At 45.6% G+C, this 15,017-nt stretch carries 16 protein-coding genes; 7 read left to right on the forward strand and 9 right to left on the reverse strand.

Translation table 11 applies throughout. The features are described 5' to 3' along the window. Positions 1-2: 2 nt before the first annotated feature. Positions 3-3,815: a YhdP family protein gene (locus tag J9B83_RS03320; RefSeq protein ID WP_236037082.1), complete on the forward strand. Its 3,813-nt coding sequence runs from the start codon at positions 3-5 to the stop codon at positions 3,813-3,815. Further along, on the forward strand, positions 3,812-4,648 hold the full coding sequence (locus tag J9B83_RS03325; protein ID WP_211535309.1) for a carbon-nitrogen hydrolase family protein: 837 nt from the start codon (positions 3,812-3,814) through the stop codon (positions 4,646-4,648). Before J9B83_RS03320 ends, J9B83_RS03325 begins: the two co-directional genes overlap by 4 nt. 68 nt (positions 4,649-4,716) lie before the next feature. Here J9B83_RS03325 and yjgA read toward each other — a convergent pair whose 3' ends face one another. The 9 genes from yjgA to J9B83_RS03370 form a co-directional block, all read right to left on the reverse strand. After that, a complete protein-coding gene (gene yjgA / locus J9B83_RS03330; protein ID WP_211535310.1) occupies positions 4,717-5,253 on the reverse strand; it encodes a ribosome biogenesis factor YjgA in 537 nt (178 codons plus the stop codon). 6 nt (positions 5,254-5,259) lie between these two features. Beyond that, complete coding sequence (mgtE, locus tag J9B83_RS03335; protein WP_211535311.1) at positions 5,260-6,612, reverse strand: magnesium transporter; 1,353 nt, start codon at positions 6,610-6,612, stop codon at positions 5,260-5,262. A gap of 6 nt (positions 6,613-6,618) precedes the next feature. Beyond that, positions 6,619-6,888: an HPr family phosphocarrier protein gene (locus tag J9B83_RS03340; protein ID WP_211535312.1), complete on the reverse strand. Its 270-nt coding sequence runs from the start codon at positions 6,886-6,888 to the stop codon at positions 6,619-6,621. Between the two features lie 9 nt (positions 6,889-6,897). Further along, positions 6,898-7,347, reverse strand: a complete 450-nt coding sequence (ptsN, locus tag J9B83_RS03345; RefSeq protein ID WP_211535313.1) for a PTS IIA-like nitrogen regulatory protein PtsN — start codon at positions 7,345-7,347, stop codon at positions 6,898-6,900. 17 nt (positions 7,348-7,364) lie between these two features. Further along, positions 7,365-8,837, reverse strand: coding sequence for an RNA polymerase factor sigma-54 (locus J9B83_RS03350; RefSeq protein WP_211535314.1), 1,473 nt, complete (start codon positions 8,835-8,837; stop codon positions 7,365-7,367). Positions 8,838-8,912: 75 nt separating this feature from the next. Further along, positions 8,913-9,638 (reverse strand): LPS export ABC transporter ATP-binding protein, encoded by a 726-nt coding sequence (gene lptB, locus J9B83_RS03355; protein ID WP_211535315.1) that lies wholly within the window; start codon positions 9,636-9,638, stop codon positions 8,913-8,915. Further along, on the reverse strand, positions 9,639-10,148 hold the full coding sequence (lptA, locus tag J9B83_RS03360) for a lipopolysaccharide transport periplasmic protein LptA (RefSeq protein ID WP_211535316.1): 510 nt from the start codon (positions 10,146-10,148) through the stop codon (positions 9,639-9,641). Then, positions 10,132-10,704: an LPS export ABC transporter periplasmic protein LptC gene (gene lptC, locus J9B83_RS03365; protein ID WP_211535317.1), complete on the reverse strand. Its 573-nt coding sequence runs from the start codon at positions 10,702-10,704 to the stop codon at positions 10,132-10,134. Before lptC ends, lptA begins: the two co-directional genes overlap by 17 nt. Positions 10,705-10,709: 5 nt before the next feature. Beyond that, the gene (locus J9B83_RS03370; protein ID WP_236037083.1) at positions 10,710-11,690 is read right to left on the reverse strand and encodes a calcium/sodium antiporter; all 981 of its coding nucleotides are present in this window, start codon (positions 11,688-11,690) and stop codon (positions 10,710-10,712) included. A gap of 202 nt (positions 11,691-11,892) precedes the next feature. Between J9B83_RS03370 and J9B83_RS03375 the strand changes: the two genes are divergently transcribed. The 5 genes from J9B83_RS03375 to J9B83_RS03395 all read left to right on the forward strand — a co-directional run bounded on the left by J9B83_RS03375 (position 11,893) and on the right by J9B83_RS03395 (position 15,002). Further along, complete coding sequence (locus tag J9B83_RS03375) at positions 11,893-12,633, forward strand: ABC transporter ATP-binding protein (RefSeq protein ID WP_236037084.1); 741 nt, start codon at positions 11,893-11,895, stop codon at positions 12,631-12,633. Then, positions 12,630-13,412, forward strand: coding sequence for a lipid asymmetry maintenance ABC transporter permease subunit MlaE (gene mlaE / locus J9B83_RS03380; protein ID WP_211535319.1), 783 nt, complete (start codon positions 12,630-12,632; stop codon positions 13,410-13,412). Before J9B83_RS03375 ends, mlaE begins: the two co-directional genes overlap by 4 nt. Before the next feature lies 1 nt (position 13,413). After that, positions 13,414-13,875 carry an outer membrane lipid asymmetry maintenance protein MlaD gene (gene mlaD / locus J9B83_RS03385; RefSeq protein ID WP_211535320.1) on the forward strand — a complete coding sequence of 154 codons (462 nt, stop codon included), beginning with the start codon at positions 13,414-13,416 and terminating at the stop codon, positions 13,873-13,875. 3 nt (positions 13,876-13,878) lie between these two features. Next, on the forward strand, positions 13,879-14,493 hold the full coding sequence (locus J9B83_RS03390; protein ID WP_211535321.1) for an MlaC/ttg2D family ABC transporter substrate-binding protein: 615 nt from the start codon (positions 13,879-13,881) through the stop codon (positions 14,491-14,493). Positions 14,494-14,765: 272 nt separating this feature from the next. Further along, positions 14,766-15,002 carry a BolA family protein gene (locus J9B83_RS03395; RefSeq protein WP_211535322.1) on the forward strand — a complete coding sequence of 79 codons (237 nt, stop codon included), beginning with the start codon at positions 14,766-14,768 and terminating at the stop codon, positions 15,000-15,002. The last annotated feature ends 15 nt before the right edge of the window (positions 15,003-15,017 follow it).

The raw sequence follows: 15,017 nt of genomic DNA on the forward strand, positions 1-15,017 counted from the left end.
TATTGAGTAAGTTAATCCTTATTTCTTTTTGGGGAGCGGTGACTTTCTCAGCTATTATTGCGATTTTTGCCCTGTCTGTAGGGCAATTACTGCCTTATCTTGATAATTACCGTCCTCAAATTGAGCAAAATTTAGAACAAATTATTGGCTATCCAATTAGTCTTAACGATATTGATGGGCGGTTAGAGGGCATTGACCCGACTGTATCGATAAGTGGATTTCAACTGAACACCAAAGACCAAACCGCCGTAAATATTGATGAGCTACGTGTTCGGCTTGATACGGTAAAATCTCTGATAAATCTGAGCCCGCAGTTTACTTACATTCGTTTTATTCGTCCCTCAGTTAACCTTCAAGAGCGAGAAGGGCAATGGCAGCTGAGTGGTGCCACGGCGTCTCGCAGCAAGCAAAACGATGTGGGTATGGAAAGGGTGTTGGATTATTTGTCAGCACAACAGAATTTTTCCATTCTTGACGCCAATATGGCCGTAGACAGCGACCAATTTGGAGAGCATACGCTTAATATTCCTCACATCTATCTGGTTAAAAATACCTTTGAATCCTTACTAAGCGCTGATTTGTATTTGGATGATGCGACCTCACCACTGACTCTAAGTGCTCGCATCAATAAAACACACAGTGTTTTGGGTGATTATCGTGTTAAAGCGTCAATTCAAACGCCAGACATGGCACTGCCAGTTGACACTCTTCTCCCTAGCAATAATTTTTCATTGGCATCCGTTCGGTTTGGTAGCGATATCTGGCTGGATTATAGACTGGGTAAAGAGTTGGAGATACAGACTCAAAACACGGCGCTGACATTGGCATTTGAAGATGGTCAGACTTACCAGTTACGTTCTGCCGCTAAGTTAAATTATGCTCAAAAACACCCCGCGGTGCGTTTGGATGTGAGTGATTTGCGAATTGAAGACAAGGAGGGCGTCATTTATCCCCCTAGCGATATGGTCTTTGATTGGTCTTCGTTAACTGGCCGATCTAGTGTGGCGTTCAATCGACTCGATTTGGCGTTATCAAACCGTATTGCTGCGTATTTTGTTCCTGATGAGACGGTGGCAGCGAAAATCCTCACCGGTCTTAGTCCTGTTGGTACGGCCAAGAATGGCGTAGTTCGGCTGTGGAAAGAAGACGAGCAGGTGTCATTTCAGTTTCTTAGTAACTTACAATCCACTTCTGTGAATGCTTATAACGGCATCCCTCAGGTGAGTAATATCAACGCCATTTTGAGTTTGTCCAATGATGGCGGCTATGTGGATTTTAAAGGCCAAGGTAGTCAGCTTTATTTCGACACAGTGTACGACGATGCTTGGCGCACAGACGCCTTATCGGGTTTTGTCGGTTGGCAAAAACAGCAAGACGCTTTTGTTGTTTCTGGGCGAGATTTGATAGTTCAACGTAAAGGCGCTGATGTCAGCGGTGGTTTTCGCCTTGAAGTGCGAGACAGTGAACCTGATTTGATCGCTTTGGATTTACACGGCAATAACTTATCGGTCGATGATCGGTTGACCTATATTCCGCCCAAAGCGTTGAGCACAGATTTAATGACGTGGATCGAAGAGGCTTTTCAAGGCGATGGGCAGATCCCAACGGCCGATGTTATTGTGCATGGCGAATTGTCTGGGGGTGGTCAACCACACGTTAGGGTCAAGATGGCTGTGTCAGATGCGGATGTGATGTTTGATAAAAACTGGCCGACAGCAACGGACGTGAATGGGACGTTTGCTTACGATGCGGCGGGTGTTTCTGTGGCTGTGTCGTCAGGGTATTTGTTAGAGTTGCCGGTAAAAAATCTCGCTCTCAGTGTGCCCGTTACTGAGGGAGAAGCGCCTTGGTTGAACTTGCGAGGTGCGATGGACGAGAACGTTAACTTGTTACTGACGACCTTGCGCAAAACTCCACTGGCGGAGCTGGTGCTACAGCCGTTCGAGAGCTGGTACGTTGGGGGGGATGTTTCTGGTGATTTTGATGTGGCGATTCCTTTTTCTGAGGGGCAAGACGCTAAGGTTGCCTTGAATCTAGCGTTTCAAGACAATGCTTTATCGATAAAAGACATCCAGCTTGAAGGCTATGTTCAGTCGGGAGCATTTCACTACGATACCGAGCGTGGTGTGACAGATTCTGAATTTGATGTGCAAGCCTTGGGTGGCGTTACTCAATTAGCCTTGAGTTCAGCTACCACGCCGGAGGGTGGATTGGCCATATTGGGTGATTTAGCGGGAACGGTCGATATCAAAAAAGTCGCCATCTGGAACAACCTTCCAGATGTGGGTGTGAAGAAAATACAAGGTCAAGCTCGTTATACTGGACGATTGGCTATAAACGAATCTCAAGAGGGGCAAATCGACCTTGATATCGACAGTCTTTTGGTGGGAGTGGCGGCCACTTTGCCTGAGCCAGTGGGTAAAACGGCAGAAGAAGAAACCCCCCTGCGAGTCAAGGTGATGTTGCACGAAAGCGATATAGTGATAGATGCCGACTACGCTGCTATGTCTAAGGCGCGCATCTTGCTGCAAGACGGCGCTTTTGCTGGTGGAGAGTTGGTTCTTGGAAGAAAAGATGGCATGACCCTACGCTCTTCTATTCCCAAAGGTTTGGTTGTAACGGGCAGTTTCCAGCGTTTCATGGTGGAAGATTGGCAGTCGGCGTTTACGGATTTGTCCGATACTAAGGCGAGTGTTGAGAATCAAGCGCCGAACTTTGATTTGCCGGAATGGGTAAGCCAAGCCAACGTCATTGTAGACGAAGTGGTGGTGAACGATTACAACACCTGGCACAACGTTAAACTTGCCTATAATCGCGGTGAGGGTGGCGCGTTGCGTGTCAGTTCTGACGAAATGAATGTTTCCATTACTAAGCAAGGCGGCGTGCCAGATGTGCACTTTGGTTTTCTCAGTTGGAACACCGAGCCAGAAGATGTGTCTGTTGCAGAAACCGACGCCTCAATTGCACCAATCACAGCGCAACAAATCCCTAATATGAGCCTATCGGTTGACCAGTTTTATTTGAATGAAAGCCCTTATGGTGACTGGCAAATGACCATTACACGCGACGGTGATAGGGTAAAAATAGAGCCTATCGGCTCCAAGCTAAAAACTGGGCAATTTAAAGGGCATCTTTATTGGCTAGACCGAGGAGTCGATTCCAGCGTCGAGCTGGCCATTAATGCAAATGGCGCTGATCTGGCTGAATTGACAGGAAAATTTTCAAACGACGCTTTTGTCTCGTCCAAGAAATACAACATCGATGTTGGGTTGAATTGGCAAGGTCATCCTTTCCATTTTGCTCGCGAAACTGTTTCGGGAAATATCGACTTCTCAGCTGAGAATGGCAACTTTGTCAAAGTTGATGAATTACCTGCGTTTTTGAAGGCGTTGGGGATTTTTAATATGGGGGCGCTGAGTAGGCGCTTGACCTTGGATTTTTCGGATGTGTATCAGCCAGGTTTAACCTATGACTCCTTCAAAGGGACGCTTTCACTGAACAACGGCATTTTGAAAACGGTCTCGCCGATTACGATTATTTCACCCTCCGCTGAATTGGTGGTGTCTGGTGAGGCGAACATTGTTACTGAAACCTTGAACGAAAAATTGACCGCTACTTTTCCTATTTCGGGCACCTTGCCCTTAGCTGGGCTGCTGTGGGGAACGCCGCAATTGGCGGGCATTCTCTTCATTACCGACAAGTTAATTGGTGACCAGCTGTCAAAGGTGACCAGTGTACAATATAAGGTAGAGGGCTCTTTCAATGATCCTGTTATGAGCCCCGTTCGCTATCAACCATTGGGTAAATCAAAATGACTTCAACCTTAAATATCGCCGCAATACAGCTCACCAGTACGAAAGATTGGCAGCAAAACCTGAATGAAGTAACTCGTTTGGTCGAGTTGGCCGTCAAAGACGGCGCTCGTTTGGTGGTATTGCCTGAAAATGTATTCCTGTTTGGTGGCAAAGAAATGCGTCAGCTGGCGGAATCGGAAGACCAAGCGGTTTTACTGGCACGAATTTCAAACTTAGCTAAGCTGCATAATATCTATCTTGTGGTCGGCTCTCATCCTTCCTTGTCGCGTCCAGACGGGACTGAAGTTGAGCATAAGCGCGTTAGGCAAACATGTTGGGTAATTAATCCCGAGGGCGATTTTGTAGAACGTTATGACAAGATTCATTTATTCGATGTGATGGTGGATGACAAGGCGGCGTCTTATAAGGAATCTGATTCTATTGAACCTGGCGATCTTGCACTCAATATGGTCAATGTTGATGGTTTTAATGTCGGTTTGAGTATTTGCTACGACGTGCGTTTTCCAGAGTTGTATCGAGAATTGGCTGCGCAAGGGGCGGATGTTTTCTTAGTTCCTGCGGCATTTACCTATGTGACCGGCAAGGCGCACTGGGATATTTTACTGGCCGCACGATCCATAGAGAATCAATGTTACGTGTTAGGTGTTGGTCAATGTGGTTGGCACAGTCCGACACGACAAACCTATGGTCACAGTGTGTTGTATTCGCCTTTTGGTGAGCGATTAGCGGGGTTAGAGGATGAGCCTGGCTATTTTGTTTATTCTATCGATAAAGATTCGTTATCCGAGCGACGAGCCAAAATGCCTTGCCAAGCGCACCGACGATTGCGTTAATAAAAAAACCTCAGTTCAACCAGGTTGACTGAGGTTTTATATCAGAATAAGTAACGACAGTGCTCGAACTATTCCTTTAGACCAAGACGCTTTTCTTCAGTTTCACGTAAAAAGCGAAACAGTTTTTTGCGATTAGTGGTGTTTGATCCTTGTGAAACTTCTTTCTGAGACAAGCGAATAAGCTGTCTTAGCAATTGAATTTCTTCAATTTCTGGATTCTCGTCAAGGTATTGGGACAGCACTTCTTTGCTGTTTTCACCGATCAGAGCGTCGCGTTTGGTTTCCAGCTGATGAAACAGCTTGTTGTACGCCGCAGAGGTTGAATCAAACAAAGCAACGCGATGGGCGATGGCTTCATGGTCTTCTGTGCGCATCACTTTACCAATGTATTGCATATGACGGCGCATGGCTTCATGTTGCTTTATACGGCCTGCTTCGACAAACGCTTCGCGTAGAGTGTCTGACATCTCTACTTTTTTTAACTGATTTTTGCTCAAGCTCATGAGCTTTTTACCTAAATCTTGCAAGGCTTCCATTTCACGCTTGATCTGGGTTTTGCTTTTAGGGATGTCTTCTTCGTTTTCAAATTGATCAAAATCTGTCATGGGAACCTATATAAGAAAAATAGTAGCGAGACCAAGGAAGGAAAGAAATCCGACCACATCGGTCACGGTTGTCAAAATTACGCTGCCTGCGAGTGCTGGATCGATACCCAGCTTCTTCAATAAAATTGGCAGCAGTGTACCAGTGGTGGCCGCAAATAGCAGGTTTATTATGATTGCGCCCGCAATGATATAGGCAATCTTAATGTTGTCAAACCAAACGGCGGTGAGTGCTGCGATGACCGTCGCCCACAATAGACCATTGATAAGGCCGACAATCAGCTCTCTATTTAGTAGCCACCGCGCATTAGCAGAGCCAATCTGGTTCAGCGCAATACCACGAATCACCAGCGTTAACACCTGAGATCCAGCAATGCCGCCCATGCTAGCAACAATCGGCATTAAAATAGCCAATGCCACAACCTGATCCAAGGTGTCTTGGAACAATCCAATTACATAGGAAGCGATAAACGCGGTGACCAAATTGATACCTAGCCACACAGCCCTGCGTCGAGTGGTTTTCAGAATAGGGGAGAAGGTGTCTTCATCTTCGTCTAAACCTGCCATGCTTAGCATTGAGTGCTCGGCTTCGTCGCGAATTACATCTACCACGTCATCGATCGTAATACGACCCAATAATTTTTGGGTTGTACCGTCGACAACGGGTGCCGATACCAAGTCCATTTTTTCGAATATTTGTGCAACTTCATTGGCGGGTGTGTCGGCTTTTATGACAGTGCAATCGGTCTCCATGATGTCGCGAACGGTTAGGTTTACATCAGAAACAAGGAGTCTGGTGAGGGGCAAGATGCCAAGCAAGCGATCGGAACGACTGACGACTAAAAGGCTGTCTGTCATGTCGGGTAATTTGCTGTGCCTGCGTAAATAGCGTAACACTATGTCCAAAGTAATGTTTGGTCGTATAGTAATGGTGTCCGTGTTCATCAAGCCACCAGCGGAATCTTCCGAGTAGCTTAATAGAGCTTCAAGCCGCATTCTGTCTTGCGCGGTCATGGAAGCAAGGACTTCCTTTACGATGGTCTCAGGCAAATGCTGAAGTAAATCGGCCAGATCATCGCTTTCAAAGTGCTCAGAAACGGCAATCAGCCGCTCTGTATCCATGTCTTTTAGAAATTGGACGCCAATTTCTTCACTGAGGTATTGAAGTACTTCGCCTTCGTTTTTAGCTTCGATCAGCTCCCAAAGTAACTTACGCTCTTTTGGAGGAGAGGATTCTAATAACCGTGCGACATCTTGAGCGGGTAAAGCGCCATTGAGCAAATAACGTATCTGTACCGTTGTCCCCGCTTCCAAGGACTCCGTGATGGTTTGCAGATGATTAAGGTTATCTTGCTCAGACATGAGAGATTACTCGTCTTCGCCAAAGCGATTGTTAATAAGCTCGATGATGGCCTTTAACGCCGCTTCTTCATCCTCGCCATTGGTTTTGATCAGAATGTCGGTGCCTTTTCCTGCGGCCAGCATCATCATCGCCATAATGCTTTTTCCATCGACATTTCGACCGTCTTTTTCAATGGTGATGTCACAAGAAAAAAGAGATGTTGTTTCTACCAGCTTGCCTGCTGCGCGAGCGTGTAAGCCCAGTTTGTTAATAATGGTGATGGGCGCTTCTTGCATGCTTTCTTCCTATATGAGGGCGTCAAATATATTAAATAGATCTTCGTTAGTTTGTGCGGCTCGGAGTTTGTCGAGCGCTTCTGGCGACTGTGCCAGTTCGGCAATTTGCGCCAAGGTGGCAAGATGCTGATCGCATTCTTGAGGCGGCACAATCAAGGCAAATACAAGATCTACTGCTCTTTTGTCGATAGAGTCAAAATCAATCGGCGTTTGCAGTGACATCACCACAATGGCGGTTTGGTTGGCCGATTCTAAACGACAATGGGGAATGGCGATGCCATTACCTATGCCGGTGCTGCCGAGTTTTTCTCGACCTAAAAGGGCATCATAAATGGCTTCGTTATCGCAATGCAATCGGTTAGACACCACGTCGGCCACGCACTCAAGGACGCGTTTTTTGCTCACAATGTCTTGTTTAGCAAGAACAAGTTCTGCTTTTAATAATGATTTCAAGGACATGATAAAATGGTATCCGTTTAGATCAGTCGTTTTCGTTCGTTGGAAGGAGGGATGTTCATCGCCTCACGATATTTGGCCACAGTGCGTCTTGCAACCTGTATGCCCTGATCGGCTAAAATAGCCGCTAATTTATTATCGCTTAATGGTTTTTTAGCTGGCTCATCGGCCACCAATTTTTTAATCATAGCGCGTATCGCTGTGGAAGAACATTCTCCTCCAGAAGCGGTGTTAACATGGCTAGAAAAGAAGTATTTTAGCTCAAAAATGCCTTTTGGCGTGTGCATGTATTTTTGGGTTGTTACTCGAGAAATAGTCGATTCATGCATGCCCACTTCTTCGGCAACATCGTGCAATACCATGGGTTTCATGGCCTCTTCGCCCAACTCAAAAAAGTCAATTTGACGACTGACGATGCAGCTGGCCACTTTCAGTAGAGTTTCATTCCGACTTTGTAAGCTTTTGATGAACCATTTTGCTTCCTGTAAAGACGTTTTTATGTAAGTTGCGTCTTCAGAGGTGGCCGCTGTGCTGGCCATTGCGGAGTAGGTTTCATTGATTTTAACGGGTGGTAAGGCTTCGTTATTGAGCTCAACTTGCCATACGTTGTGACGTTTTTTAACGGACACATCAGGAATGACATAATCGGTGTCGTCGGCGTCGATCACTGAGCCTGGGCGCGGATTCAGCTGTTGGATTAAATCCACCACTTCCTTGAGTGCTTCGTCTTTTAGTTTGGTTTTCCGGCTTAATTGAGCGAAATCCCGATTACCCAGCAAAGGCAGGTACAGATCAATAAGGTTGTAGGTGCTCTTGAACAGTGGGTGTGTATTAAAGGCTTCAAGTTGCACCAGTAGGCAGTCGCGTAAGTCAATTGAGCATACGCCGACTGGGTCAAAGCGTTGCAATCTATGCTGTACAGCCATGACTTCGTCGATGTCTAGGTCGTCTAGCACTTGGCACAAAGACTCACAAATGTCCTCGGTAGAAATGCTCAAGTAACCGTCTGGCTGAACACATTCAATAATAGCGTAAGCGATTTCGATGTCTCGGTCTGACATGTGAGTCAGATTTAACTGCCAAATAAGGTGGTCTTGAATGCTTTCTGCTGGCGCGTTGCGGTTTTCAAAATCACCATCACCATCATGACTGTTGAGATCACTGACGGCTGCCGAGCTCTGATAGGTATCATCCCAATTGCTATCAATGGAGAGTTCTTCTGGGATGCTTTCTGTCCATTCGGATTCGAGTCGAGGCTCTTCAGATTGCGTATCAACGGGCGTGTCCGTTGCGCTTTTGGATTCAATGCTTGCAGGAACGTCAACGTGAATTTGTTCGTCGTCGTCGAGTTCAAGAAGAGGGTTAGATTCAAGAAATTCGTGGATTTCTTGTTTTAAATCCAAAGTCGACAATTGCAGCAAACGAATGGCTTGTTGCAGCTGCGGTGTCATGGTCAGTTGTTGACCAAGCTTTAACTGTAAAGACTGCTTCATAGAGCAACTCTTTCTATTTGAGTGAATTGGAACGAGTTATGCATACTACTCCCTTTCTACAACGATGATAAGGGGTTACAGGCGGAAGTCGTCGCCTAAATAGACTTTTTTAACCTGTTCATTATTGATGACGGTACTAGCATCGCCCGAGGCAATAATGTAACCGTTTCCAACAATGTAAGCCTTATCGCAAATGTCGAGTGTTTCTCTGACGTTGTGGTCGGTAATTAATACGCCGATGCCACTTTCTTGGAGGTGTTTTATGATGAGTTTGATGTCGCCAACCGAAATAGGGTCAACACCAGCAAAGGGTTCATCTAGTAGGATGAATTTTGGGTTCATCGCGACAGCCCTTGCTATTTCTACACGGCGTCTTTCGCCGCCTGATAATGCCATTCCTAGGTTACTGCGAATATGAGTTATATGAAATTCTTCTAGTAAGTCTTCCATTCTGTCTTGTTGTTGCTTTTTGCTTAGCTCTTTTCGGGTTTCCAAAATAGCCAAAATGTTGTCTTCAACAGACATTTTGCGAAAAATCGAGGCTTCTTGAGGAAGGTAACCAACCCCTTTTTGTGCACGTACATGCATGGCATCGCGAGTGATGTCTTGCCCGTCGATAAAAATACCACCGGCATCGTTGGTGACCATGCCTACTATCATATAAAAACAGGTAGTCTTACCAGCACCGTTAGGTCCGAGTAGGCCAACCGCTTGGCCGGACTCTACCGAAATAGACACGTCTTTGACTACTTGGCGCTTTTTATAACTTTTGGCCAGGTGCTTTGCTTCTAATATTGCCATTTACTTTTTCGCCTCAGGTGTTTGAGGTTGTAAAGTCATAGATACTCGGCCTGTGTCTTTTTTTTCTGCGCTGAAAGTGCCGTCTTGGATTTTATAGAGAATATAGTCCGCCGTGATGGAGTTTTGCATCCGGCTTAAATACCCTTCGCCGATGATTTCAAGCTGCGAATCGCTGGTAGAGTAATGTATTTCGTTGCCTTGGCTGATGACTATATTGCCACTCCAATCAATTTGCTGACTGAATTTAGCCGGCTTACCCGTGGCTTCGAGTTGGCTAAAGGTTCTAGTTTCGGGGTTGGTGGTGACTTTTAAGTATTCCGCCTGAATTTCGATGGTGCCTTGTTTGACAAAAACATTACCTTGATAAATGGCTTCACCGGTATTTTGATTGAAAGATGCTTCATCGGCTTGAATTTCCAATGGCATGTTGACGTCTTCGGGTAATGCAAAAGCGCCTTGGCTCCATAAAATGGAAGCTACTATGATGCTGGCGTTAACGAATTGATTCATATAGTCCTCGTACGGATCCGGTCATGATAACTTCTTCTGAGTGAACAAACGTAGTAATTGTCTCAGCGGAAGTTTTGCCCTGCGTAGAAAGTAATGTTGCATTGCCATAACTGGTTAATGTTTGATCATTGTCTAAATAATGTACATTGTCGGCCATCAATTGGATGTCTTCTGCATCTAAATATTGTTTGGTGGCCGTGGCGTTGTCTGTCAGTAGGATATCATCACTTCCGTCTTCGATAACGCCTTTATCTGCTTTTGCTGTCCATTTCCCTGAGACGTTTCTGCGCTCGACACTTGGATTTTCAAGAAGGGTTGTGGATCTGGCGATATAGTGAAGCGTCTGCTCTGCATGCAGCGTTTCTACAAGAGCCCCAGTGTCGTCGAATTTTTTCACTGCTACTTTTGTGATGAAGTAATCCGGTGAACTGCTCAACGAGTTATCCTGTACGAGAGATTCCTTGGTGGTAGCGCCAAACCAGAAAGCCGAAGAGGCGACACCTAAACCCATAATGATTAATCCGATACGACTCAAAAGGGTGCGATTTTTAGCCATAATAATTAAGCCACACTGCTGGTACTAACGATCAGCAGATAAGCGGCATAAGATAAAATGAGTGGTAAACCAATCCATCTTGGAACGCGATTGTTCTTCGAGCGCTGAAACACAAATACAGCAATGGCCAAGGCCGCCGTCAAGCCCAAGACCCAAGGGTAATCGCGAGCTACAACACTATTATCTATTAAGCCGGGTGCGATTAAAGCTGGCAAGGGTAGCACTGTTGCAAGATTAAAAATATTCGAGCCGAGTATATTGCCAATGGCAATATCATGATGCCCCTTACGAACGCTACTTACTGAAGCTGCTAACTCGGGTAAGCTAGTACCAACGGCCACTATGGTGAGCCCTATAACCAGCTCGCTCACGCCGAGTGCCGTCGCAATCCCAATCGCACCCCATACCAATAATTTAGAGCTGCCTATCAGAATGGCCAAACCAATCACAGCAATGACTATAGATTTACCAATAGAACTATCGTCTTCTTCTGGCAGACTGTCTTGCAGTTCTGCCTCTAAATCCTTATTACCACGCAACAAAAGGGTCAATATCACCACAAAAGCCAAGATCAGAATGATGCCATCCCATGTGGTTAGTGCTTGATCAAAGAGCAATACACCCACTAATACTGTGATTGCTAACACAAGTGGCACCTCTTTGGTCGATAACCCTTTGGCGACAGGAATCGCAGAAAAGAGCAAGGTGACGCCCAGAACTAAAGCAATGTTAGCAATGTTTGAACCTAAAACATTACCAATGGCAATTTCTGGCGCGTTGTCAAATGCAGCAATAGCGGACACCACCATCTCAGGTGCCGAGGTGCCAAATGCCACCAAGGTGATGCCAATTACCATGGGATTTACGTTTAGCTTTTCCGCAACTAAAGCAGAATGTTCAATGAATTTGTCGGAACTCATAACCAGTAAAATTAGCCCTGCAATAAGGGCAATGGAAAACAACAGCATGGTGGTGGCGTGACTCATAATATTAGGGGCTACCATTTAATGAGGTTTGACGTTGAAATTCAAGTTTTGATCTTACAAACAAAATGGATTTGACTGAGCCGCGATGTTATTTGCAGAGTCCCGATGGTAATATCTAAACGTTTTTATCAGGATTAAAGGTGTGGCAGTGACAGAGGCTTATATAAAAGTTCAGAACGTGCGCTTTTCAAGAGGGGGGCGGATGATCTATGACGATGTTTCCCTCACGATACCTAAAGGGAAGATAACCGCGGTTATGGGGCCAAGCGGCACAGGGAAAACCACCTTGTTGCGTTTGATTGCTGCTCAACTTACACCAGATAGTGGCACAATTTTAGTAGATGGCCAAAATGTTCATGCCTTGTCTCGATCTGCTCTGTATAAAGTGAGAAAAAAAATGGGCATGTTGTTCCAAAGCGGCGCTTTATTCAGTGATATGTCTGTTGCTGAAAATATTGCCTTCCCGATGGAAGAACACACCAAGCTTACTCGAGATGAGATAGCAACAATTGTGTCCAGTAAATTGCACAGTGTGGGGTTGCGTGGCGCAGCAAGTTTGATGCCTTCGGAGTTGTCCGGTGGTATGGCGCGTCGTGTGGCGTTGGCGAGAGCCATTGCGTTAGACCCAGAATTGGTCATGTACGATGAGCCCTTTACTGGGCAAGATCCTATTTCGAAAGGCGTTTTGGTGAAACTGATACGACAACTCAACGACGACGCTAATATTACGTCGGTGTTGGTGTCGCACGATGTGGAAGAGTCTCTTTCAATTGCTGACCACGTTTGTATTTTGTCTGGTGGCACAGTGATTGCTGAAGGCTCTGCGGCGGAGATTCAAGCGTCTAGCGACCCTCAAGTGGTGCAGTTTTTAAAAGGTGAGCCGGACGGGCCTGTGCCTTTTCACTACCCTGAAGATAAACACAGTGAAGAGGCGGTTATATGAAATCCATTTCCCTCTTAGGTGCGGCTTTGCTGGATTGGTTTGAGGCCGTCGGGCGAGCGGGCATTTTTTTAGCGCAAAGTATTTTTCGTGTGCCTGTGCGCTTTAATGAGGCAGTACGGCTGCTGGTGCAACAACTTTACTCGGTGGGTGTGTTGTCGCTGGTTATTGTGGTGGTGTCTGGTGCTTTTATTGGCATGGTGTTGGCGCTGCAAGGTTACAGTATTTTGGCCAAGTTTGGTTCGGAAGAAGCGGTAGGGCAATTGTTGGCGCTGTCGTTGTTGCGTGAATTGGCGCCAGTGGTTACGGCTTTGTTGTTTGCCGGTCGAGCCGGCTCTTCGTTAACCGCGGAAATTGGTCTGATGAAAGCGACTGAGCAGCTGTCGAGCTTTGAAATGATGGGTGTCGATCCGCTGCGTCGTGTGATAGCGCCGAGGTTCATCGCTGGGGTAATTTGTTTGCCCTTGTTAAGCCTGATTTTCTCAGCAACCGGGATCATGGGTGGCTATGTTGTGTCGGTAAATTGGTTGGGGGTTCATGATGGTGCTTTTTGGTCGCAAATGCAGCAATCCGTATATTTTGATACCGATATTATTAACGGTTTTATCAAGGCTTTGTGTTTTTCTGTTGCTGTTACTTGGATCGCTGTTTATCAGGGGTACGAGTGTGTTCCCACATCAGAAGGGATAGGGAAAGCAACCACCCGTACTGTCGTATTAGGTTCATTGGCTATTTTGGCGCTGGACTTTGTATTAACTGCCGCCATGTTTGGAGATTTTTGAAATGAGAAGTAAGCGTACAGAGTTGTTTGTTGGGTGTTTTATTGTTTTAGGGGTTCTTGCTTTCGTCTATTTAGCAGTTCAAGTGAGTGGGTTGGCGTTTTCTGCTAAAAAAGACTCTTATCAAATTGTCGCGAGATTTGACGACATTGGCGGTTTAACCAATCGTGCAAAAGTCACTATTGCGGGTGTGACGGTTGGCTCGGTTGAGTCTATTGTTTTGGATAAAGAGCTGTATATGGGGCTTGTGACCATGAATATCGACGCGGACGTGGATAACATCCCACTAGACAGTTCGATTGCGATATTAACCAGTGGCCTTTTGGGAGAAAAGTACCTCGGGCTGTCTATTGGTGCAGATGATGAAATGCTAGGTAATGGCGATGAAATTTACGATACCCAGTCGGCCCTCGTCCTTGAGACCCTTATCAGTCAATTCTTATTTAAAAGCGATTCAGAGGACTAAGTTATGTCTAAAATTATCCCAGTTATGGTATTTGTGCTGTCGTTGTTCGGTGCCAGTGTGTCCTGGGCGAATGGCGAAGAGGCCCGTGATGCTGTGGTGAAAATAGTCGATGCGTTTCGCACTGACATCGTAGCTGATAAAGCCGTATTAGCGAATGATCCTGCTTTGCTTGAAAAGCGCGTTGACAACATATTGGCTAAAGTTGTCGATTTTGATGATTTTTCCAAAAAAGTGATGGGTAAATATTATCGTCGAGCAACACCTGAGCAACGTTTACGTTTTGCGAATGTTACCAAGGATACCTTGTTAAAAACCTACGGTTCCTCTTTGTTAGAACTCGATCCAGATCGGATTAACGTCTTGCCACTTGGTCCACAGGGGCGCGGCAGAGAAACCAAAGTCGACGTGGATTTTGAAATGGAAGCGGGTGGGTTGTTGAATATTTCCTTCTACATGGAGTCGGAAGAGTCTGGTTGGATGCTAAGCAATGTTGTTATTAACAATATTAACTTTGGTCTGACTTTTCGCAAGCAGTTTGGTGTGATGATGGAGCAAAACAGAAATGACATCGAATCGGCTATTACGGCATGGCGTGACTCTTTAGCAAAAAAATCTTAGTACTGGTTAGCGAAAAAATCTTAGTGCTGGTTGGCAAGAAAAAGCTGAGTATTGAGCTTAATGTAAACAGCTATTTGTAGCGGCCAGAAGAAAATCCGAACCCATTGAATGGGTTCGGATTTTTTGTTTCATACCCTGTGAATAGTCAGCCTTAATTAAAATGTAAGGAAACACCGACTTTTTTGTCCGTGGAGATTGTCAGGGGTGTTAAGTAGTTGGCTGAACTCATGTAGAATACGACAAATTACACATACATATCTGTTGGAGCGACTGTGAACGCAGCTGAAGTTAAAGCACTTTTAGAATCCTCAATCCGTGACTGCGAAGTTGAAGCGCAGGGCGAAGGTTGCAACTTTCAAGTAGTGGTAGTAGCAAACGAATTCGAAGGTTTGTCTACGGTTAAAAGACAGCAACTTGTCTATTCACATCTTCAAGACGCGATTGCAAGCGGAGCCATTCACGCGGTTACGATGAAAACTTACACGCCAGAACAAATAAGCAAGCTATAAAAGCAATTATAAGAG

Source organism: Marinomonas vulgaris, from assembly GCF_018145875.1.
Taxonomy (GTDB): domain Bacteria; phylum Pseudomonadota; class Gammaproteobacteria; order Pseudomonadales; family Marinomonadaceae; genus Marinomonas; species Marinomonas vulgaris.

Excerpts from the sequence above, each read along its gene's own strand:
- J9B83_RS03390 (WP_211535321.1), top strand. The coding sequence starts at position 13,879 with ATGTCTAAAATTATCCCAGTTATGGTATTTGTGCTGTCGTTGTTCGGT.
- J9B83_RS03340 (WP_211535312.1), bottom strand. The coding sequence starts at position 6,888 with ATGCAAGAAGCGCCCATCACCATTATTAACAAACTGGGCTTACACGCT.
- mgtE (WP_211535311.1), bottom strand. The coding sequence starts at position 6,612 with ATGTCTGAGCAAGATAACCTTAATCATCTGCAAACCATCACGGAGTCC.
- lptC (WP_211535317.1), bottom strand. The coding sequence starts at position 10,704 with ATGGCTAAAAATCGCACCCTTTTGAGTCGTATCGGATTAATCATTATG.
- J9B83_RS03350 (WP_211535314.1), bottom strand. The coding sequence starts at position 8,837 with ATGAAGCAGTCTTTACAGTTAAAGCTTGGTCAACAACTGACCATGACA.
- J9B83_RS03375 (WP_236037084.1), top strand. The coding sequence starts at position 11,893 with ATGATCTATGACGATGTTTCCCTCACGATACCTAAAGGGAAGATAACC.
- lptB (WP_211535315.1), bottom strand. The coding sequence starts at position 9,638 with ATGGCAATATTAGAAGCAAAGCACCTGGCCAAAAGTTATAAAAAGCGC.
- lptA (WP_211535316.1), bottom strand. The coding sequence starts at position 10,148 with ATGAATCAATTCGTTAACGCCAGCATCATAGTAGCTTCCATTTTATGG.
- ptsN (WP_211535313.1), bottom strand. The coding sequence starts at position 7,347 with ATGTCCTTGAAATCATTATTAAAAGCAGAACTTGTTCTTGCTAAACAA.
- mlaD (WP_211535320.1), top strand. The coding sequence starts at position 13,414 with ATGAGAAGTAAGCGTACAGAGTTGTTTGTTGGGTGTTTTATTGTTTTA.
- J9B83_RS03370 (WP_236037083.1), bottom strand. The coding sequence starts at position 11,690 with ATGAGTCACGCCACCACCATGCTGTTGTTTTCCATTGCCCTTATTGCA.
- yjgA (WP_211535310.1), bottom strand. The coding sequence starts at position 5,253 with ATGACAGATTTTGATCAATTTGAAAACGAAGAAGACATCCCTAAAAGC.
- mlaE (WP_211535319.1), top strand. The coding sequence starts at position 12,630 with ATGAAATCCATTTCCCTCTTAGGTGCGGCTTTGCTGGATTGGTTTGAG.
- J9B83_RS03325 (WP_211535309.1), top strand. The coding sequence starts at position 3,812 with ATGACTTCAACCTTAAATATCGCCGCAATACAGCTCACCAGTACGAAA.